Origin of the sequence: Fictibacillus enclensis (genome assembly GCF_001457035.1) — a bacterium.
In the GTDB taxonomy this organism is placed as follows: Bacteria; Bacillota; Bacilli; order Bacillales; family Fictibacillaceae; genus Fictibacillus_C; species Fictibacillus_C enclensis.
The window spans coordinates 769,179-788,724 of the sequence record NZ_KQ758618.1; the positions used below are offsets into that span (position 1 = coordinate 769,179).

General features: G+C 45.6%; 20 protein-coding genes and 2 other annotated features. Of the genes, 15 read left to right on the forward strand and 5 right to left on the reverse strand.

The window, feature by feature from the left end; translation table 11 throughout:
* Positions 1 to 83: 83 nt before the first annotated feature.
* Positions 84 to 206 (forward strand) — a sequence feature (ribosomal protein L20 leader region).
* 65 nt (positions 207 to 271) lie between these two features.
* From infC to AS030_RS14275, 4 genes are all read left to right on the forward strand, one after another.
* On the forward strand, positions 272 to 775 hold the full coding sequence (gene infC, locus AS030_RS14260) for a translation initiation factor IF-3 (protein ID WP_061972536.1): 504 nt from the start codon (positions 272 to 274) through the stop codon (positions 773 to 775).
* Positions 776 to 800: 25 nt separating this feature from the next.
* Positions 801 to 1,004 (forward strand): 50S ribosomal protein L35, encoded by a 204-nt coding sequence (rpmI, locus tag AS030_RS14265; protein ID WP_061972537.1) that lies wholly within the window; start codon positions 801 to 803, stop codon positions 1,002 to 1,004.
* A 33-nt stretch (positions 1,005 to 1,037) separates the two neighbouring features.
* The gene (gene rplT / locus AS030_RS14270) at positions 1,038 to 1,397 is read left to right on the forward strand and encodes a 50S ribosomal protein L20 (RefSeq protein ID WP_061972538.1); all 360 of its coding nucleotides are present in this window, start codon (positions 1,038 to 1,040) and stop codon (positions 1,395 to 1,397) included.
* A gap of 69 nt (positions 1,398 to 1,466) precedes the next feature.
* A complete protein-coding gene (locus AS030_RS14275) occupies positions 1,467 to 1,724 on the forward strand; it encodes a DUF1294 domain-containing protein (protein WP_061972539.1) in 258 nt (85 codons plus the stop codon).
* Positions 1,725 to 1,729: 5 nt separating this feature from the next.
* Here the strand turns inward: AS030_RS14275 and AS030_RS14280 are convergent, their stop codons facing one another.
* Positions 1,730 to 2,755, reverse strand: coding sequence for a cytochrome d ubiquinol oxidase subunit II (locus AS030_RS14280; protein WP_061972540.1), 1,026 nt, complete (start codon positions 2,753 to 2,755; stop codon positions 1,730 to 1,732).
* A gap of 20 nt (positions 2,756 to 2,775) precedes the next feature.
* The gene (locus tag AS030_RS14285) at positions 2,776 to 4,122 is read right to left on the reverse strand and encodes a cytochrome ubiquinol oxidase subunit I (RefSeq protein WP_061972541.1); all 1,347 of its coding nucleotides are present in this window, start codon (positions 4,120 to 4,122) and stop codon (positions 2,776 to 2,778) included.
* A 158-nt stretch (positions 4,123 to 4,280) separates the two neighbouring features.
* Between AS030_RS14285 and AS030_RS14290 the strand changes: the two genes are divergently transcribed.
* Together AS030_RS14290 and AS030_RS14295 are read left to right on the forward strand one after the other, a co-directional pair.
* The gene (locus tag AS030_RS14290) at positions 4,281 to 4,871 is read left to right on the forward strand and encodes a TVP38/TMEM64 family protein (RefSeq protein WP_061972542.1); all 591 of its coding nucleotides are present in this window, start codon (positions 4,281 to 4,283) and stop codon (positions 4,869 to 4,871) included.
* A gap of 99 nt (positions 4,872 to 4,970) precedes the next feature.
* Positions 4,971 to 5,456 carry a dUTP diphosphatase gene (locus AS030_RS14295; RefSeq protein ID WP_061972543.1) on the forward strand — a complete coding sequence of 162 codons (486 nt, stop codon included), beginning with the start codon at positions 4,971 to 4,973 and terminating at the stop codon, positions 5,454 to 5,456.
* A gap of 34 nt (positions 5,457 to 5,490) precedes the next feature.
* On the opposite strand, the gene sspI is transcribed toward AS030_RS14295, so the two are convergent.
* The gene (sspI, locus tag AS030_RS14300) at positions 5,491 to 5,697 is read right to left on the reverse strand and encodes a small acid-soluble spore protein SspI (protein ID WP_061972544.1); all 207 of its coding nucleotides are present in this window, start codon (positions 5,695 to 5,697) and stop codon (positions 5,491 to 5,493) included.
* 133 nt (positions 5,698 to 5,830) lie between these two features.
* Here sspI and AS030_RS14305 point away from each other — a divergent pair, with 133 nt between their 5' ends.
* The 3 genes from AS030_RS14305 (at position 5,831) to pheT (ending at position 10,423) form a co-directional block, all read left to right on the forward strand.
* Positions 5,831 to 6,595 carry a TrmH family RNA methyltransferase gene (locus AS030_RS14305; RefSeq protein WP_061972545.1) on the forward strand — a complete coding sequence of 255 codons (765 nt, stop codon included), beginning with the start codon at positions 5,831 to 5,833 and terminating at the stop codon, positions 6,593 to 6,595.
* 71 nt (positions 6,596 to 6,666) lie between these two features.
* Positions 6,667 to 6,906: a binding site (T-box leader), on the forward strand.
* A 39-nt stretch (positions 6,907 to 6,945) separates the two neighbouring features.
* Complete coding sequence (gene pheS, locus AS030_RS14310; RefSeq protein WP_061972546.1) at positions 6,946 to 7,980, forward strand: phenylalanine--tRNA ligase subunit alpha; 1,035 nt, start codon at positions 6,946 to 6,948, stop codon at positions 7,978 to 7,980.
* A gap of 13 nt (positions 7,981 to 7,993) precedes the next feature.
* Positions 7,994 to 10,423, forward strand: coding sequence for a phenylalanine--tRNA ligase subunit beta (gene pheT / locus AS030_RS14315; protein ID WP_061972547.1), 2,430 nt, complete (start codon positions 7,994 to 7,996; stop codon positions 10,421 to 10,423).
* A 56-nt stretch (positions 10,424 to 10,479) separates the two neighbouring features.
* Here pheT and rnhC read toward each other — a convergent pair whose 3' ends face one another.
* Positions 10,480 to 11,424, reverse strand: coding sequence for a ribonuclease HIII (gene rnhC, locus AS030_RS14320; RefSeq protein ID WP_061972548.1), 945 nt, complete (start codon positions 11,422 to 11,424; stop codon positions 10,480 to 10,482).
* Between the two features lie 139 nt (positions 11,425 to 11,563).
* Here rnhC and zapA point away from each other — a divergent pair, with 139 nt between their 5' ends.
* From zapA to AS030_RS14345, 5 genes are all read left to right on the forward strand, one after another.
* The gene (zapA, locus tag AS030_RS14325; protein WP_061972549.1) at positions 11,564 to 11,845 is read left to right on the forward strand and encodes a cell division protein ZapA; all 282 of its coding nucleotides are present in this window, start codon (positions 11,564 to 11,566) and stop codon (positions 11,843 to 11,845) included.
* Complete coding sequence (locus AS030_RS14330) at positions 11,846 to 12,385, forward strand: CvpA family protein (protein ID WP_061972550.1); 540 nt, start codon at positions 11,846 to 11,848, stop codon at positions 12,383 to 12,385.
* Between the two features lie 66 nt (positions 12,386 to 12,451).
* Complete coding sequence (gene polX, locus AS030_RS14335; protein ID WP_061972551.1) at positions 12,452 to 14,173, forward strand: DNA polymerase/3'-5' exonuclease PolX; 1,722 nt, start codon at positions 12,452 to 12,454, stop codon at positions 14,171 to 14,173.
* 28 nt (positions 14,174 to 14,201) lie between these two features.
* Positions 14,202 to 16,571 carry an endonuclease MutS2 gene (locus tag AS030_RS14340; RefSeq protein ID WP_061972552.1) on the forward strand — a complete coding sequence of 790 codons (2,370 nt, stop codon included), beginning with the start codon at positions 14,202 to 14,204 and terminating at the stop codon, positions 16,569 to 16,571.
* A 12-nt stretch (positions 16,572 to 16,583) separates the two neighbouring features.
* Positions 16,584 to 16,988, forward strand: coding sequence for a DUF350 domain-containing protein (locus AS030_RS14345; protein WP_061972553.1), 405 nt, complete (start codon positions 16,584 to 16,586; stop codon positions 16,986 to 16,988).
* A gap of 433 nt (positions 16,989 to 17,421) precedes the next feature.
* Here the strand turns inward: AS030_RS14345 and AS030_RS24685 are convergent, their stop codons facing one another.
* On the reverse strand, positions 17,422 to 17,589 hold the full coding sequence (locus AS030_RS24685; protein WP_169792706.1) for a DUF6254 family protein: 168 nt from the start codon (positions 17,587 to 17,589) through the stop codon (positions 17,422 to 17,424).
* A gap of 189 nt (positions 17,590 to 17,778) precedes the next feature.
* On the opposite strand from AS030_RS24685, the gene AS030_RS14355 reads away from it, so the two are divergent.
* Positions 17,779 to 19,485, forward strand: coding sequence for a long-chain-fatty-acid--CoA ligase (locus AS030_RS14355; RefSeq protein ID WP_082635822.1), 1,707 nt, complete (start codon positions 17,779 to 17,781; stop codon positions 19,483 to 19,485).
* The last annotated feature ends 61 nt before the right edge of the window (positions 19,486 to 19,546 follow it).

Consider the following 19,546-nt stretch of genomic DNA (forward strand, 5'->3'; position numbering starts at 1 on the left):
TTGTTGTTAAAAACAAGATCGTCAGTTGACAAGTGGTGCTTGTCAATGGTATATTAACTTAGGTAATTAAATAGTTGAGTTTCGAAACAAAGCAGAAGCACCCGCTTCTCACCTGTTCAACGCAAATGCAGTTGGCTGGTCAACCGAACTTTCAGAGATGATTGAGGTAGTGTGGGTGCAGTATGCGCCGACGCTTTTTTATTTGTTTACAAAACGCTGAGTGGAACTGACTCACACAAATTCTTGGAGGTGACTTACTATTAGTAAGGACATGTCTGTCAATGAGGGCATCCGTGCTCGTGAAGTAAGACTTATCGGGGCTGATGGCAGCCAGCTAGGGATTAAAACACGTCATGAAGCTCTTGATATTGCGGCAAACGCTAATCTTGATCTTGTGCTTGTTGCTCCAACTGCAAAACCGCCAGTATGCCGAATTATGGACTATGGCAAGTTTAAGTTTGAACAGCAGAAGAAAGAAAGAGAAGCCCGTAAGAATCAAAAGATTGTTACGACCAAAGAAATTCGCTTGAGCCCAACGATTGAGGAGCATGATTTTAATACGAAGCTGAAAAATGCGCGTAAGTTCCTTGAAAAAGGCGATAAAGTGAAGGCAAGCATTCGTTTCAGGGGCCGTGCGATTACGCATTCCTCTATCGGTAAAACTGTGCTTGAAAAACTTGCTAAAGAATGTGAAGACGTTGCTACGATTGAAGTCCGACCTAAAATGGAAGGCCGAAGCATGTTCCTCATTTTAGCACCAACAACCGAAAAATAATTACTTACCAGGGAGGAATCCAATCATGCCTAAAATGAAAACACATAGAGGTGCTGCAAAGCGCTTTAGAAAGACTGGAACAGGTAAACTTAAGCGTGGACGCGCGTACACAAGCCACTTATTCGCTAACAAATCTACAAAAGCGAAACGTAAACTTCGTAAAGCGAAGATTGTTACAAGCGGAGACTACAAACGTATCCGTACACTATTGACTTACAAGAAAAAATAATAACTGATCGTATATATCTAGGAGGGTTTTAAAATGCCAAGAGTAAAAGGTGGCTATGTGTCACGTCGTCGTCGTAAAAAAGTATTAAAATTAGCTAAAGGTTATTTCGGATCCAAACATAAGTTATTTAAAGTTGCTCAACAGCAAGTTTTCAAATCTCTTATGTATGCATACCGCGACCGCCGTCAAAAGAAACGTGATTTCCGTAAACTTTGGATCACTCGTATCAACGCGGCAGCTCGTACAAACGGTCTTTCTTACAGCCGTTTAATGCACGGTCTTAAAGTTGCAGGCATCGATATCAACCGTAAAATGCTTGCAGAAATCGCAGTTACAGACGAAAAAGCATTCGCTGAACTTGCTTCTAAAGCAAAAGACAGCCTAAACGCATAAGTTAAGCACCCAAAAGCCATTTTCTAAACCTAGAAAATGGCTTTTGCTGTAACAGAAAGGATTTATTCCATGATTTATATTTACTTGATAGTGGTCAATGTGCTCGCTTTCTGGCTGATGCATCATGATAAAGAAGCGGCAAAAGCGAGAAAGTGGCGCACTCCTGAAAAGCGCCTGTGGCTGTTTGCCATCATCGGTGGAGCGGCGGGCATCTGGGCAGGCATGATTCAGTTTCGCCATAAAACAAAACACACGAACTTCCAGATCGGTGTCCCTCTGCTCGTGCTGGTTGACGTATTTATTGTGGCAAAATATTTGATCGGATGAGAGCGCTATTCCTGCTGGAGGTAGCGCTTGTCTTTTAAGAACAATCTCCAGAACACATAAAAGCCAGGTGTGAGGATGGCAAGTCCGACAGCATACATAATCATAAGAGAGTAGAAGGTTTCCTTAGCTGTAAAGGCATCATAAATCGTAAGTCCGGGATAGACAATATAGGGCAGGTGTGCCATTCCATAACCATAGCTTGCAAAACCATACTGTGCAACTATGGCCAGAAGTGCAAGCCTCGGCTTTCCGGCGGTATCCATTTCGCTGTTTTTCAACCACAAGCAACCGTAGCCAACAAGAAAGGCAAGGAAAGACAAAATAAACCACATACGCTGGTCGTACAAATTGTCAATCAGCCAGTTGGCTTCCGGCTGTAGGACCATTAATGTAACCATGGCGGCAATTAGCGTCAACGGTCCAAGCAGCAGTGCATTTCCTCTGTAGAGCCTGTACGCTCCTTCCTGCTTGGATACTTTGGAATAGTCAGCAAGGAAAAGAGAGGAGAGAAACAATTCAGAGGTTAACCCGAATAAAATATACATATAGAGGGATGGACTGGTAAACAGCTTCCCGATCAGGAGAACATCTCTGCCGTTAAATCCCGAAATATATCCACCCTGGCTGACGGGGAGAACTGTAATCAGCAGTGCGGGGATCAAGACACCGCAGATTCCTGATATAAAGAACATGGTTTTTCGATAGCCTTGCACCGAATAGGAGAACACCATGAATGCACTGCGGATCGCCAGCAAAAACAAGATCAGCGAGACGGGAATAAGAAGCACGGTTCCCAGCGTAAATGCTCCTTTTGGAAAAAAGCCGACAAAGGCCACGACCAGCAAAACGAGAAACACATTTGTAATTTCCCATGTAGGAGAAAGAAACCGGTTGGCAATTTTCCCCGCGGATGTCCGGTGCTCATGATAAACCATGGCCCAAAAACCTGATCCAAAATCGATGGACCCGAAGATGCTGTAGATGAATATAAAGGTCCATAATACGAGGATGGCAATGACTTCTTCGTTCATAGTGATCCCTCTTTCTTCGGTTAATAGCCGGAGTATTTTTCAAATTCCTTGGAAACAGGATTCCGTTTGAAATAACTTGTAAGAATCAGTATGGTCAGTACGCCAAGCATCACATAAAGGCCAATGAACAATAAAAAAAGCGGGGCCAGGTTCTGGGATTGAGTGGCAGCTTCAGCGGTCGTCTGAACTCTGTAGATGGTCCAAGGCTGCCTGCCGCTGCAGCTGAAGATCCATCCAAATTCAATACCGAGCATGGACAGCGGACCTGAAAAAATTAAAAGAAACAAAAGCCATCTTGGATAGGGCCTCTTCTTTCTTTTGCCGTAATACCACCAGAAAAATAAAGCAACAGCAGCCAATCCAAGCAACAGAAAACCAATTCCCACCATGACATTGAACAGGGTATGTACATAAAATGGCGGCCAGGTTTCCCGTGGAAATTCATATAGCCCTTTTACCTTCGTATCAAATTTTCCCGCTGCCAGCCAGCTCAGCATCCAGGGGATTTCGATTCCATATTTGACTTCCTCTGTTTTTGGATCTGTAAATCCGCCGATCGCAAGAGGGGCATACCGCTGGGTTTCAAATAGTCCTTCTGCCGCAGCCAGTTTTTCGGGTGAGTGCTCGTGTAAAATTTGCGCGGAGTGATGCCCGGAGAAGCTGGAAACCAGTGAAAACACCAATCCCACAATCATCGCCAGTAAAAAGCCTTTTTTATGGTACACGGATTCATTTTTTGATAGCTTTCCTCTCAAGAGCTTATAGGCCCCGATCGATGCGACGGCAAATGCGCCTGTCATATAGGCTGTCACCGATACGTGAAAGGCAGAAGAAATGAAGCTGGGATTAAAGAATGCATCCCAGGGATTCACATCAAAAATGGTCCCGTCCTTTGCGATTTTGAATCCATCGGGTGTATTCATCCAAGTATTGACCGCCGTGATTAAAATAGCTGAAGCTACGGCACCAAACGCAACGAGAATGACAGAAATGATGCGAAAGAACTTGGGCAAGCGGTCCGCTGCATAAACGTAAATCGACATGAACAGTGCTTCAATAAAAAAGGCAAACAGTTCGATCTGAAAGGGAAGGGAGATCACCTTTCCCACAATTTCCATGAAACCGGGCCACAGTAAGGACAACTGGACGCCTACGATGGTTCCGGATGGAATGGCAACACCAAGCAATACAGCGAAAGCCTTTGTCCAGCGTTTGGCCATAATGGCATAATCATTGTCGTTTTTTACTTGGTGAAGAATTTCAGCGATGACAATCATCAAGGGAATTCCCACTCCGAGCGTTGCAAATATAATATGAAAGGCCAGGGAGGTTCCAAAGAAAGCCCGGGCAAGTACAACCGTATCCATTTTTCATCCACTCCTCATTCATTGGCGCATTGTTAAAGAAATCCAACTTTTCTATTGTTAACCTGTCATAAACCAAATCGAAATATTCATGGTCTCTGAAATTGCGAAGAATAACAGCTCGTCTTATGTCATATGATGGCGATAAGGAGGGTTGGATCATGCAGCATGAGCTTACAGAGATTCTGGATATCCTGAAGTTTGCCGGTATTTTTGCTCCGCTCTTTTTTATTCTTCTTCATCTGATGAGACAATTTCTTTTTCTTCCCGTAGGTTTGATCTGTATGGCAGGAGGTGTTCTGTTTGGTTCCGTGTACGGAACACTGTATTCGATCATTGGCATTACCTTGTCCAGTGTGCTGTTTTATGGCCTTCTGAAAAAAATGCCGAATACGCTGAATCGATTCCTGAAGATCAAGCGCAAAGTTGTGGGGAAACGCATGCCGTTTTCGATTGGACAGATCGCCATTTTGAAACTCGTGCCTTTCATTCACTTTCAACTGCTGTCTCTGTTGATTCTGGAAATAACAAAGAGCTTTAAAGAGTATACAAAAGCGAGTGCGGTGTCCAATGTTCCTCTGGCTTTTATGTATTCCACCTTTGGGCATTACATTTTTAAAATTTCTGTTGTATGGGGCATGGGAATTGCCGCTGTCATGCTCGTTTTATTCCATCTTCTCCGAAAAAAAGAATGGGTCATAAAATGGGAAGAGTTTTTCGAAAAAGAAAAATCAAATGCCAAAAGCGCATAATGGAGAGGCTTGGGTCCCGGTAGCATGGCTGCCGGGTATTTTGCTTCCTTGTGATTTGGCAGGAACGATTGCTATAATGGGTCGATAGGAGGGGATCAAGTGAGTTTTAAAGAACTATTTGAAATGCAGGAAACACTGAATGCGCGAATTGTGGACGAGCATCAGTTACATAATGAGGATCTTTATGAAAAACGGCTGCTGGCTCTGCTTGTTGAACTGGGGGAGCTGGCAAACGAAACGCGTTGTTTTAAGTACTGGAGCTTAAAGCCTCCTTCCTCCTTTGAAGTAATTCTCGAGGAGTATGTTGACGGGCTTCATTTTCTTCTTTCTGTCGGCCTTGATCTTGGCATAAAGGATATGGATGATGCTGAATCCCTACAAAGGGATAATCTCACCGATCAGTTTTTGTCACTCTATCAACACATTGGAGAGCTTCAGAAGAAAAAAGATATCTCGTTGTTCCGGTCGCTTTTTTCCGAATTCGTCGGGCTGGGAGATCTGCTTGGTTTTTCGGAAGAAACGGTTATTGAAGGATACAAGGATAAAAACCAAATTAACCATCAACGGCAGGATGAAGGCTATTAAAAACAACATCCCGGGAGATTTCCCGGGATGTTATTTATTTTAAGCCGCTTGATAGCGTGGACAGCAATTCTTCTTTTTTCTGGTGGTCTGATTCTTTCCAGATGACCTCGAATAATACGCCAAGCCCTGGCAGCATTTTTTCCTCACCGCTCTGGATGGCATCCACAATCGTGCTTTCGAGCTGGTCTTTATTGTTGCCGGAAACATTTGCAAGAACTGCCTTACGGATATCGATATCCATATTTATCACCTCAGGATCAATTTAGTTCATTTAAGTTTTTGCTATTTCCTAGTTTTTATTAAGAGCTCATGGATTATGTATCATTTTGAAGATATAATAAAAAAAGTTGAACGTGATAAAGGATGGTTGAGGAATGAAACGGATTGAATCCGAACAAAATGCATCGGTTAAACAATGGAAAAAGCTCTATACGAAAAAGGAGCGGGACAAATCGGGCCAATTTATCATAGACGGCCCTCATTTGATTGAAGAAGCACTTCGTCATCACGTTCCCATTGCCCATTTGATTGTGGAAGAATCGTATATCCTTCCCAAAAATTGGGATGTATCTGCTCTGGACCCATGGGTGGTGCCGAAGAAAATCATGAAAATGCTTAGTGACACCGAGCATCCCCAAGGGGTGTTGGCGGTTTGCCGGATGAAAGAACAGCCTCTAAAACCGAGACCAGATGGGAAGTATCTTTTGATTGACGGAGTACAGGACCCGGGCAACCTTGGAACCATCATCAGGACTGCAGACGCACAGGGTATAGATGGTGTTATTCTGGGAGAAGGCACCGTTGATGTATATAACAGCAAAGTGCTCCGGTCCACTCAAGGGTCACTGTTTCATGTGCCGGTGGTAAAAGGAAGTCTGGACGAATGGATCGCGGATTGCAAAACGGCAGGTGTCCCAGTGTTTGTGTCTGCACTGAAAGGGGCAATACCGATTCAGGAGGTACAGTCATCCGGATCGTTCGCTCTTGTGGTCGGGAACGAAGGCAGCGGTGTCCGTCTTGAAAGCATAGAGGGGGCAGACGAATTGGTGTACATCCCCATGTTTGGGAATGCTGAATCGTTAAACGTGGCTGTGGCCGCAGGAATCATGCTGTATGAACTCATGAGAAACCGGCAATAATTGAAAGGAAAACGTAATTTCAATTGCACAGCCCTCAATGTTCCACTATAATAAGAAGACAACTGCATGAACCAAATGCAATGATGGAGAGTAGTACATAAAAGCTCGCCGGTAAAGGGAGGAAGCATCTTGACTGAAAGTGTTTCTACGGTTGAATTTATCGAATTCGCTCCTGAGCAGTCGCCTGAACGAATTGTCAGTAGGGTGAACCGGATCCAGTCCGTTATGGAAATGAAGTGAACAAGAACAAGAGGCGCTTTGCCTTTTTCTCTTGATTAATTTGGGTGGTACCGCGAATCCTCGTCCCTTTTCGGACGGGGTTTTTTTATTTTCAAAAGGAGGCCGAAAAAATGCAGGACCGATTACAAGCACTAAAAGAAGAAGCACTGCTGAAAATTCAGCAGGCAAGTGATTTAAAAGCATTGCAGGATATTAAAGTATCCTATTTGGGTAAGAAGGGCCCGATTACTGAAGTATTGAAAGGTATGGGCAAGCTTTCACCCGAAGAGCGCCCGGTCGTAGGGGCTTATGCCAACGAGGTCCGAGACGCCATCACATCTGCGCTGGAATTAAAAATCAGTGAACTGGAACAAGCGGTAATTGAAGAAAAGCTGAAAAAAGAATCCATTGATGTCACGCTTCCGGGACGCCCGGTCCGAAAAGGAAACGCTCATCCGTTAACTGCAGTTATTGAAGAAATTGAAGACCTTTTCTTAACGATGGGCTTTACTGTGGCTGAAGGACCCGAGGTGGAAACGGATTATTATAATTTCGAAGCGTTAAACCTTCCGAAAGACCATCCGGCACGCGACATGCAGGACTCATTCTTTATCACGGAGGACATTCTGCTTCGAACTCAAACCTCACCGGTTCAGGCGAGAACAATGGAAAAGCATCACGGCAGAGGCCCGGTTAAGATCATATCGCCCGGTAAAGTGTACCGCAGGGACGATGATGATGCGACACACTCCCATCAGTTCATGCAGATCGAGGGTCTGGTTGTTGATGAAAATGTCCGCTTGAGTGACTTGAAGGGCGTTTTGGAGACCTTCGCGAAAAAAATGTTCGGAGAAGAACGCAAAATCCGTTTACGTCCAAGTTTCTTCCCGTTTACAGAACCGTCTGTGGAAATGGACATCTCCTGTTTTAAATGCGGAGGAAAAGGCTGCTCCATCTGTAAGCATACAGGCTGGATTGAAATTCTTGGAGCAGGCATGGTTCATCCGAACGTACTTGAAATGGCAGGCTTTGATTCGAAAAAATATACCGGATTTGCATTCGGCATGGGTCCTGAGCGTATTGCCATGCTGAAATATGGGATTGATGATATCCGTCATTTTTACACAAATGATCTTCGTTTCTTAAAACAATTTAAAAAGGCATAAGGAGGGGAATGCTGTGTTAGTTTCTTATAATTGGCTAAAAGACTATGTAGACCTTGATCTTTCAGCAGCTGAACTTGCAGATAAAATAACAAAAAGCGGAATTGAAGTAGAAATCGTTGAATCCCTCAATAAAGGGATTACCGGTGTAGTGGTTGGCCACGTGCTGGAATGCGTACAGCATCCAAACGCGGACAAATTGCGGGTATGTAAAGTTGACCTCGGTGAAGAAGAACCGGTTCAAATCGTATGCGGGGCACCGAACGTGGCGGCCGGCCAGAAAGTTCCGGTCGCAAAAGTGGGAGCAGTACTTCCTGGGAACTTCAAAATAAAAAAAGCGAAGCTGCGCGGAGAAGCCTCCAATGGAATGATCTGCTCTCTCACTGAATTGGGCGTTGAAGGTAAACTTGTGCCAAAGGAATATTCCAGCGGGATCTTTGTTATGCCATCCGACGCGGAAATCGGAAGCGATGCATTGGCGTACCTGAATCTTGATGATTATGTTCTGGAACTTGGATTAACGCCTAACCGTGCAGACTGCCTGAATATGCTTGGAGTCGCTTATGAAGTAGCTGCTATCTTAAATGAAGAACTTCGCCTTCCTGAAGTCCAGGTGGAAGCGTCGGGAGAGAAAGCATCTGACTATGTATCCGTTGCGGTCGATGCAAAAGAAGACAATCCGTATTACGGTGCCATGATCATCAAGAATATCACAATCGCTCCCTCGCCGTTATGGATGCAAAACCGCCTGATTGCAGCAGGAATTCGTCCCATCAATAACGTGGTGGATATTACAAATTACGTGTTGCTGGAGTATGGCCAGCCGCTTCATGCATTTGACTATGACCGGCTTGGATCCAAGGAGATTCTTGTCCGCCGTGCAAAAGACGGTGAGGAGATGGTTACCCTTGATAATGCCAAGAGAAAGCTGGGCACCAATCACCTGGTGATCACCAATGGTAAAGAGCCTGTGGCTGTTGCCGGTGTTATGGGTGGTGCCACATCCGAGGTGCAGGATGACACAACCACCGTATTGCTGGAAGCTGCCTATTTTGAAGGCATCCGTGTAAGAGCGGCTTCCAAGGATCTTGGGCTGAGAAGTGAAGCCAGCTCTCGCTATGAAAAAGGAATCGACCGAAACCGTGTATATGATGCGGCATACCGTGCAGCTTCTCTCATGGCCCAATACGCAGGCGGTGAAGTGGCACAAGGAGTCGTTGAAGCCGGAGAGCGTTTGGTTTCTGAAGGAAAAGCTGAAGTGACGCAAACGCGGATTAACACCTTGCTCGGAACCGAGATCGAAGGTGAACAGATCAGCGATATTTTAAAGCGTCTTCGCTTTGAATTTGACGTTCAGGGTGAAAACTATATCGTTACAGTTCCAACGAGAAGACCGGATATCACGATTGATGCCGATCTTGTGGAAGAGGTCGGAAGAATTTATGGATATGACCGAATTCCAACCACCTACCTGTTAAGCGAAGGGCGTCCTGGCGGGCTTACACCATATCAGGCCGCACGACGGAAAGTGATGCGCTATATGGAAGGAACCGGTTTGTATCAGGCTGTCACCTATGCGCTCACAACGACTGAAAAATCCAATGCCTTTACGTTTTCAGAGGAACAGGAAAACGTGCACAGCATCAAGGTTTCTCACCCGATGAGTGAAGAGCGCAGTACGCTCAGAAGCACGCTGATCCCTCAGCTTCTCGAAGTGTTAAAGCATAATCATCACCGTTCGATTGATGATGTGGGAATCTTTGAAATCAGTTCGGTATTTTTTGCCCATGAGCAATCCCTGTCGGTTTTGCCGGAAGAGAAAACGTATCTTTCCGGGGCTTTGACCGGGTTATGGAGTATTCATCCTTGGCAGGGTGAGAAGAAGAAAATTGATTTCTTTGTTGTGAAGGGAATTCTTGAAGGGCTATTTGAAGAGCTTGGCTTGCACAGCAGAATTACATTTGAGATTGAGAGCCTTCCTGGCATGCATCCCGGCCGTACAGCCGTAATGAAACTCGACAGCATTGTCGTTGGATTCATCGGGCAGATTCATCCTGGAACCCAGAAGGAATGGGATTTGAATGAAAGCTATGTGTTTGAATTGGATCTTGACCAGCTCCTTGGGGCAAGTGTCGAACCGACCGTTTATCAAACTCTTCCTCGTTTTCCTTCCATCACTCGGGATATTGCCGTAGTGGTTGATCAAAATCTGCCGGCAGGCGATTTGAACACGGTCATCCATGAAGCTGGAGGAGAGTTGCTGAAGGAAAGCAGCCTGTTTGATTTGTATGAAGGAGAACGGATGGAAGAAGGAAAGAAATCGTTGGCGTTCTCGCTTAAATACTACGATCCTGAACGAACGTTAACAGATGAAGAAGTAACGAAAGCTCATGAAAATATCCTGCGCAGCCTGGAAGAGCGATTTGGTGCCTCATTGCGTAAATAATGCTGCAAAAAACCCGCTGTCTGAAACCAGACAGCGGGTTTTTTCGTATAATGAGACTAGTTGCGCTTTCCGTGTGCCAGATTCATCGCCTTTTTCGTGTTGGCAAAATGAATCTTGGCGATATCGTTCAAGAAATCCGGGCCATGTTTGCGAATCAATTCGGCGGCCTTGACATCCACTTTGCTGCCCGCGCCCTTTGGAATTTCGATTCCTGTTTTGGCACTGATTTTGTCCATTTCGTTTATAAAAGCATAGCGTGCGAGAATGGAGGACGCTGCCACTGAAAGATGCAGGGATTCGCCTTTGGTGGCAAAGTACACTTGATCCTTTACCACCGTGGATTGCCGTGACAGGTAGTTGAAGTAGACGCCCGGTTCACAGAATTGATCCACCAGGATACCGTCCACTTTTTCATTCTTCGTTTTTTCCAGCATATGAAGAAGCGCTTTATTATGCAAAAGAGCTTTCATTTTTCCCTGGCTCATTCCCTTGGCCTGCAACTCGTTATATTTTCGGTTGTTCAGCACCAGCAGGCTATAGGGAATGGTATGCAAGAGATCTTTGGCAATGGAAACGATCTGGAGATCATTCAAAAACTTTGAATCTTTGACCCCGAGCTCCCTGAGGAGTTCCAGCTTGGATTCCGGCACATACGATGCAACCACGGTGATCGGGCCGAAAAAATCTCCGGTTCCGACTTCATCACTGCCAATCAGGGATAAAGAGCCAACATTTTCGGGAGGAGCGTAGGCATGGGCTGGTTTGTCCTTCTTTGGTTTGCTTCCTGAGGGAGCAGGTTTGATGTTCCATTTTAGGGCTTCCGCTTCCGCATTCTTTCCTTGAAATAATACCTTTCCAGATTTATAGGCAGTTATTGTGCATCCCGGCGGCTTTGCGGTAAAAATGCTGCCAGGCGGTGAGGCGGCCGGAATGAATGCTTTGTAGGCTTCTTTCATCTTCTGGATTTCCTGTGTAGTTGCTTGCAATACGGTGTTCGCCATTTTTATTTTCCTTTTCACTAAATTTGTTTTACAAAATTTTGCTTTAATGTTAACAGATGATACAACAAATATTTTCATAAGTGTTCGCTTTCTGTTAAGATAATGAATAGAGTTTCATCCTTTTATAAGAAAGTGAGCTATGAATGGAGGTAATTTTGTGGCGGAAGAAAACATGAGAGAACGGACCATCGTTGAGATCTTTGGTCAAAAATATACAGTAATGGGTACTGAGACTTCCAGCCACATTCGTTCAGTCGCTGCAATGGTTGACGAAAAAATGAGGGACATCCAGCAATATAACGCTGTGCTCGATACGAAACAGCTTGCCGTCCTTACTGCAGTTAACATCATGAACGAATACTTAAAGACTAAAGAAGAGCTGGAAAAATTGCAACAGCAGATTAGGAAAGAGGATAGATAAATGTTAGATTTAATATTGATTGTTCTTTTGATTGCAGGGTTCTTTATCGGCCTGAAGCGCGGGCTTGTCATGCAGGTTGTCCACCTCGTCGGTTTTATTGCAGCATATGTGGTGGCGTATCTGTACTTTGATGATCTGGCACCGCATCTGAAACTTTGGATTCCATATCCATCGGTTGGAAATGACAGTCCAATGTCATCCATCCTGAACAGCATATCACTAGAGGACGTTTATTACCGGGCGATTGCCTTTGCGCTCCTTTTCTTTGCAACCAAAATATTGCTTCAGATTGTCGGCAACATGCTCAGCTTCATTGCAGAATTGCCGCTGCTCCGTACCGTGAACCGCTGGCTTGGAGGCGTTCTCGGATTTGTTGAAGTCTACCTGATTTTATTTCTGTTGCTTTATGTGGCTTCCCTTGTACCATCGGGTTCCATTCATACCGCATTTCAGGATTCCTTCATCGGACAGAGCATGGTAAAAAATACCCCGGTCTTCTCGGATACGATAAAAGATTTGTGGAGCAAAAACATGGCATAAAACTTCTCTCAAGCAGAGAAGTTTTTTTACCGTACGAGTCGATCAAATTGAAGGAGGGAATTCCCGATGAACAAAAAAGAAGTTGTTAATGTGCTGGAAGTAATAGCCGTTTATATGGAAATCAAAGGGGAAAACTCATTTAAAACCTCAGCGTACAGAAAAGCAGCCCAGGCTCTGGAGACAGACGACCGGAACATGGAGCAGATTGAGGATCCTTCTAAATTAAAAGGGATTGGAAAAGGAACCGCTTCCGTAATCACGGAACTTATGGAAACAGGAAGGTCATCTTTACTTGAAGAATTGCAGGCAACGCTTCCTTCCGGCCTGTTAACCTTGCTTAAAATTCAGGGTCTTGGCGGCAAAAAAATATCAAAGCTTTATCAGGAACTCGGTGTTACGGATATTGATAGTTTAAAAGAGGCCTGTGAACAGGAAAAAGTGAGGGGCCTTGCCGGATTTGGAACAAAAACAGAGGAGAAAATTCTTGCGGCCATTGAAGAGCTTGGAAAGCGTCCGGACCGTTTGCCCATTGCTTACATGCTGTCCGTGGCCGAAAAAATAGAAAAGCAACTTTCACAAATCGATGGCGTCGAGCGGTTTTCCAGGGCAGGAAGCCTGCGACGCTGCCGTGAAACCATTAAAGATTTAGACTTTATTCTTGCCGTGTCCGAACCTTCTGTTATTAAGGAAAAGCTTATAGAGCTTGAAGACGTTTCCGAAATCATCGCCAAAGGAGATACGAAGGTATCAGTCGTGCTCCAATATGATTACCCTGTTTCTGTTGATTTCCGTTTGGTCGCCGAAGAGCAGTTTGCAACAGCGCTGCATCATTTCACCGGCTCCATGGAGCATAATGTGCAGATGAGACAGCTGGCCAAGGAACGAAATGAAAAGATTAGTGAATACGGCGTAGAGAATTCAGAGACCGGCGAAATGTTGACGTTTGATTCTGAAGAAGACTTTTATGCTCACTTTGGCCTTCAATACATCCCGCCGGAAGTCCGTGAAGGCGAAAATGAACTGGAACTTTTTCGTGAACCGCAAAGGCTCATTCAAGAAAGTGACATAAAAAGCGATCTCCATATGCACTCCACCTGGAGCGACGGCGCCAACACCATTGAAGAAATGGCTGAGGCGGTGAGGGCCATGGGATATACACACATGGCCATTACGGACCATTCAAAGTACCTGGTCGTCGCCAATGGGCTGACGCCGGAACGCCTCCGCAAACAGCGGCATGAAATTGACCGTTTGAACGAAAAATACACCGATTTTAAAATTCTGGCTGGTGTAGAAATGGATATTCTTCCGGATGGCTCACTCGATTATGATGATGAAATGCTGGCTGAGATGGACCTTGTGATTGCATCGATCCACTCTTCATTTTCCCAAAACAGGGAAACGATCATGAAACGGTTGATAACAGCGCTAACCAGCCATCACGTGGATATTATTGCCCATCCGACCGGCCGGATTATCGGACGCCGTCCAGGCTATGACGTGGATGTGGAATTGCTGATTGAACTTGCCGCAGAAACAAATACTGCTCTTGAACTGAATGCCCATCCCAGCCGTTTGGATCTAGCTCCGCAATGGCTGAAGCTGGCACAGGAAAAAGGCGTGAAAATTACCATTAACACGGATGCCCATTATAAAGATACACTCGATTTTATGGAAGTGGGTACCGCTGTCGCAAGAAAAGGGTATATACGCCCTGAAAATGTATTGAACACGATGACACTGGAAGAACTGACTTCCTTTTTAAAACGAAACGACAATAAGGAATAGCGAACGCTCCTAAGGAGGAGGAATCATTTTGCAAGAACGTGTTCAGAGAGTATTAGAATACACCAAAATTATTGAACAGCTAAAAAAGCATGCCAGCTCAAGCCTGGGACGACAAAAGGCGGAACAGCTGCAGCCATCCATTGATTTTGAGGAAATCAAGCACTGGCAGAACGGCACGGATGAAGGCGTAAAAGTCCTTCGTCTGAAAGGGCAGGCCCCACTCGGGGGCATCCGGGACATCCGGGCAAGCCTGAAGCGTACCCAGATTGGCGGTGTGCTGAATACGGATGAGCTTTTGGATATCTCCACCACCATTTATGGCGGAAGACGCTTCAAGCGGTTTACCGAAGGAATGGTGGAAGGCGGAATAGAACTGCCAATTCTTGATAGCCTGGTGGCGGATATTGAACCCCTTACCGATCTTGAGCGGGAAATCAAAGCCTGTATTGATGATAACGGCCATGTGATGGACAGCGCAAGCCCAGCTCTTCGCACGATTCGCGGTCAGCTTCGCACATTTGAATCCAGGGTCCGGGAGAAGCTCGAGAGCATGGTGCGCTCCTCCAGCTACCAAAAAATGCTGTCTGATGCAATCATCACCATCCGGAACGAACGTTTTGTGCTCCCAGTCAAACAGGAATACAGAGGCAATTTTGGCGGAATGGTTCATGACCAGTCTGCATCTGGAGCAACGCTGTTTATCGAGCCGCAGGCCGTGGTTACGATCAACAACCAGCTGAAAGAAGCGAAAGCCAAAGAAGCCAGGGAAATCGAAAAGATCCTGAGAGAGCTGTCTGTGCTTGTTGGGGAATCAGCCGAACTTCTTGCGCATAATGTAGCCATTTTGGCGGACATTGACTTTATTTTCACGAAAGCACAGTACAGCCGGGAATTAAAAGCAACAAAACCGATCATGAACGACAGAGAATACATTTCCCTTCATAAGGGACGGCATCCACTGCTCGACCAGGATACTGTTGTTCCCATTGATGTGGAGCTTGGCGGTGCGTTTCAATCGCTGATTATTACCGGACCGAACACGGGCGGTAAGACCGTTACGCTCAAAACCATCGGCCTGTTGTCATTGATGGCCCAGTCCGGCCTTCAGATTCCAGCCGAAGAAGAATCCGAAATGACCGTTTTTGAAGCCATTTATGCTGATATCGGGGATGAACAGTCGATTGAACAGTCATTGAGTACGTTCTCCTCACATATGGTCAACATCGTCGACATTTTAAAACAAGTGAACTTCAAAAGCCTGGTTTTATTTGATGAACTGGGCGCTGGCACCGATCCGCAGGAAGGAGCAGCCCTGGCGATCTCCATCCTGGATTATGTGTATGCCCGCGGGGCGAAAGTCATCGCAACAACTCACTATAGCGAACTAAAGGCGTATGCGTATAATCGTGACGGGGTGATCAACGCAAGTGTCGAGTTTAACGTGGAGACACTGCGGCCAACCTATAAGCTTTTGATCGGCGTACCCGGCAGAAGCAACGCGTTCGAAATATCAAGGCGACTTGGTCTGAAGCCATCCATTATCGACGAAGCAAAATCGCAAATCAGTGATGAAGATAACAAGATTGACAACATGATTCGTTCTCTTGAGGACAACCAGAAACGTGCCCAGGAAGAACGTGAAAAAGCCATTGCCATCCGGAAGGAAGCGGAACAGCTTAAAGCGGATCTGGAAGCCGAACTGCGCCACCTCGAACAGGACCGAGACCGTTTGCTTGAAGAAGCAGAGCGAAAAGCGGAAGAAGCGGTCGCCAATGCTAAACAAACTGCAGAAACTGTTATTAAAGAACTTCGCGAATATCAGAAAGAGGCTGCAGGAAATGTTAAGGAACACCGTTTGATCGATGCGCGCAAACGCCTGGAAAACGCCACACCGAGCCTTCGCTCCAAAAAGAAGAAATCCACAGGTACTGCCAAGCCTAAGACCGTTTCTTTCAAGCCGGGTGACGAAGTCAAGGTGCTGAGCTTTGGCCAAAAAGGGCACATTATTAACAAAGTCAGCGACAAAGAGTATCAGGTTCAAATTGGTATTTTAAAAATGAATGTAGGTGTCGGTGATCTTGAACCGATCAAGCAAACGAAAGAGAAAAAGCCCGAGCCGCGTTCCTTTGTCAAAGTACAGGGCAGTGATGACTCGGTTCGTCCGGAGCTCGATCTTAGGGGCAAGCGTTACGAGGATGCCATGATCGAAGTGGATAAATACCTGGATGAGGCGATGCTCGCAGGATATCCTCAAGTTTCCATCATTCACGGAAAAGGAACGGGTGCACTTCGTTCCGGTGTTCAGCAGCTTCTTAAGTCCCATCCCAATGTGAAATCGACCCGGATGGGGGCAGCCAATGAAGGCGGAAGCGGAATTACAGTCGCTTTACTAAAATAATCGGAGGTTAAGATGGATGTATCCCAGAGTCCGTTTATCCAAACGGCAGCATACTACAGTGTAGTCGTCCTTTTTCTCGTCATATTCCTTGCAATATTTGAGCTGGTTACCCGGTATCAGAACTGGGTGGAAATAAAAAACGGAAACGTGGCTGTTGCCATGGCGACTGGTGGGAAGATTTTTGGTATTGCCAACATCTTCAGATACTCCATTGCCCAGAACGACTCCTTGCCGCAGATGATGGGGTGGGGGCTGTTCGGCTTTGTGCTGCTGTTGGTTGGGTATTTTATCTTTGAATTTCTAACCCCGAAATTTAATATAGACGAAGAGATTGAAAACGATAACCGGGCAGTGGGGCTGATCTCTATGATCATTTCCATCGGATTGTCCTTTGTTATCGGTTCAGGGATCCACTAGGAGAGAGTGAAGCATCGATGGACACATTATGGAAAGTTTTATTTGTAGTAAGCGGCCTTTTTATTCTGTTCGGCATCGTTTATTTACTTTTTTTCACTTAAATATTTAAAAGGTTGCAGCGCACTGTGATATGCTGCAGCTTTCTTTGTTGTTTTTATAGCGGAAGTAGAAGAAACCGGCCTGATTTTGGCCGGTTTTTTGAGTAAATAGAGGTTTTTGGGTCTGTCATGGCGGAGGTATTCGCTCGCATCCTTCAACACAAAAGCGTGTTGCTGGCTGTGAACTACCAAAACGGTCCCTTCAGCTTTTCTTGATCCAGCTTCAACAGGCAAAGACTCGGCCGTTTCACTCTCTCACCTCAACACAAAAATCGTGTTGCTGTGCAAGAGTTCCAACGTCTTTCGGCTCTGAACGCCTGCTTCAGCTTTTCCAACTAATACTCAATCTCGTCATAGTCGGCTGGCTGGGTGGTGAGCTCGTTGTTGCTTTTCATGCCAATTTCGCTTGAGAGTTCATGCTGTGATTTAATTTTGCCATGGGGGTGCTGGGTTTCTTTTCCCGCTCTTTGTTCCCCTTCTCTTCGTGCTTTGGAATGGGTCATTTTTTCTCCTCCTTTGCGCTTTACTGTTAGTATGCGGTCTAGAAACACAGTCAATCCGCGAAAAAAAGTGCCAAATCCAGTAAAAAGTTTTTAAATTTTAAAAATATATGTTAAATTGAATGCGTTTTCACTATAATATTGTATGAGAGAGTATTTCAAAGAAAGGCGTGAATTAAGGAGGAGATAAAAGTGGAAAGAAGATGGCTAAACCATTATCCACCCGAAATCCCCAGTGAGGTTGACTACAAAGAAAAGCCTTTATTCACGTACCTGGAAGAAGCAGCTAATATAAACCCAGAAAAAACTGCTCTTCATTTTTTAGGAAAAGAATTATCGTATCAGGAGCTGCATGACAGTGCGCTCCGCTTCGCCAACGGATTGGTTTCCCTGGGAATAGAGAAGGGGGACCGGGTGGCAATCATGCTGCCCAATTGCCCGCAGGCAGTCATTGCTTACTACGGAATTCTCCTTGCCGGTGGAATTGTGGTCCAAACCAATCCTCTTTATACAGAAAGAGAACTAAGCCATCAGCTGGAAGACAGCGGGGCTGTGGCGATCGTTTGTTTGGACCAGTTGTTTTCAAGAGTAGCGGCGGTCAAAGAGGAAACTTCACTAAGGCATGTGGTTGTCACAGGCATTAAGGACTATTTGCCGTTCCCGAAAAACGTGGTTTATCCGTTTATCCAGAAAAAGCAAAAGCCGTATATTTTGGTTGATGTCCAGTATGGTGGAAGTGTTCATGCATTTAAAGAAATGCTGAACAACAGCAGTACGTCAAGAATTCCCCTGGAAATTGATCCAAAGGAAGATATTGCGCTCCTGCAGTATACAGGCGGAACGACAGGGCCCTCAAAGGGTGTGATGCTTACGCATTCCAACCTCGCCGTCAACGCTAAGCAATGCAGCATCTGGATTTATAAACATCAGGTCGGGGAAGAAGTCGTGCTGGCGGCACTTCCGTTTTTCCATGTGTATGGCATGACGGTGGTCATGAACCAGGCGATCATGACTCGGGCAAAGCTGATTATTCTGCCCCGTTTTGATGCCAAGCAGGTGCTTCAGACGATTCATAAACAGCGTCCAACTTTGTTTCCCGGAGCACCGACCATGTACATTGCCTTGCTGAACCACCCTGATTTAGGGAAGTATGATCTTTCCTCTATCAAGGCATGCATCAGCGGCTCTGCTCCTCTTCCATTGGAGGTCCAGCAAAAATTTCAGGATGTAATATCGGGAAATATTGTCGAGGGCTACGGACTGACGGAGGCTTCTCCGGTAACCCATTGCAATTTTATTTACGGCAAAAAGGTAAAAGGCAGTATTGGTGTTCCATGGCCTGATACGGAAGCCGCCATCTATTCCACGGAACGGGATGAGCCGGCACATGTCGGCGAGGTGGGCGAGTTGATGGTGCGCGGTCCCCAAGTGATGAAGGGGTACTGGAACCAGCCCGAGGAAACAGGGGCGGTCCTGAAAGACGGCTGGCTGATGACCGGGGATATGGGCTATATGGATGAGGATGGATATTTCTATATCGTAGACCGGAAAAAAGATCTCATTATTGCCGGCGGCTACAATATTTACCCGCGGGAAGTCGAAGAGGTGCTTTACGAGCACGAAGCGGTAAAAGAAGCTGTAGTGGTCGGGGTACCTGACCCTTACCGGGGGGAAACCGTAAAAGCATTTGTGGTGTTAAAAGAAAACATGACTTGTACAGAAGAGCAGTTAAATCAATTTTGCCGCGAACATATGGCGGCATTTAAAGTGCCAAGGATTTATGAATTCCGTGCCGAGCTTCCGAAAACCATGGTCGGAAAAATATTGCGGCGGGTTCTGCTGGAGGAAGAAAAAGCAAAAGAACGGCAGACACAATCACCGGAAGCACAAGAGATTTAAGGGCCTTTTTAAAAAGGTCCTTGTTTTTTTAGCAAAAGAATTGAATAATAGAATTGACAGA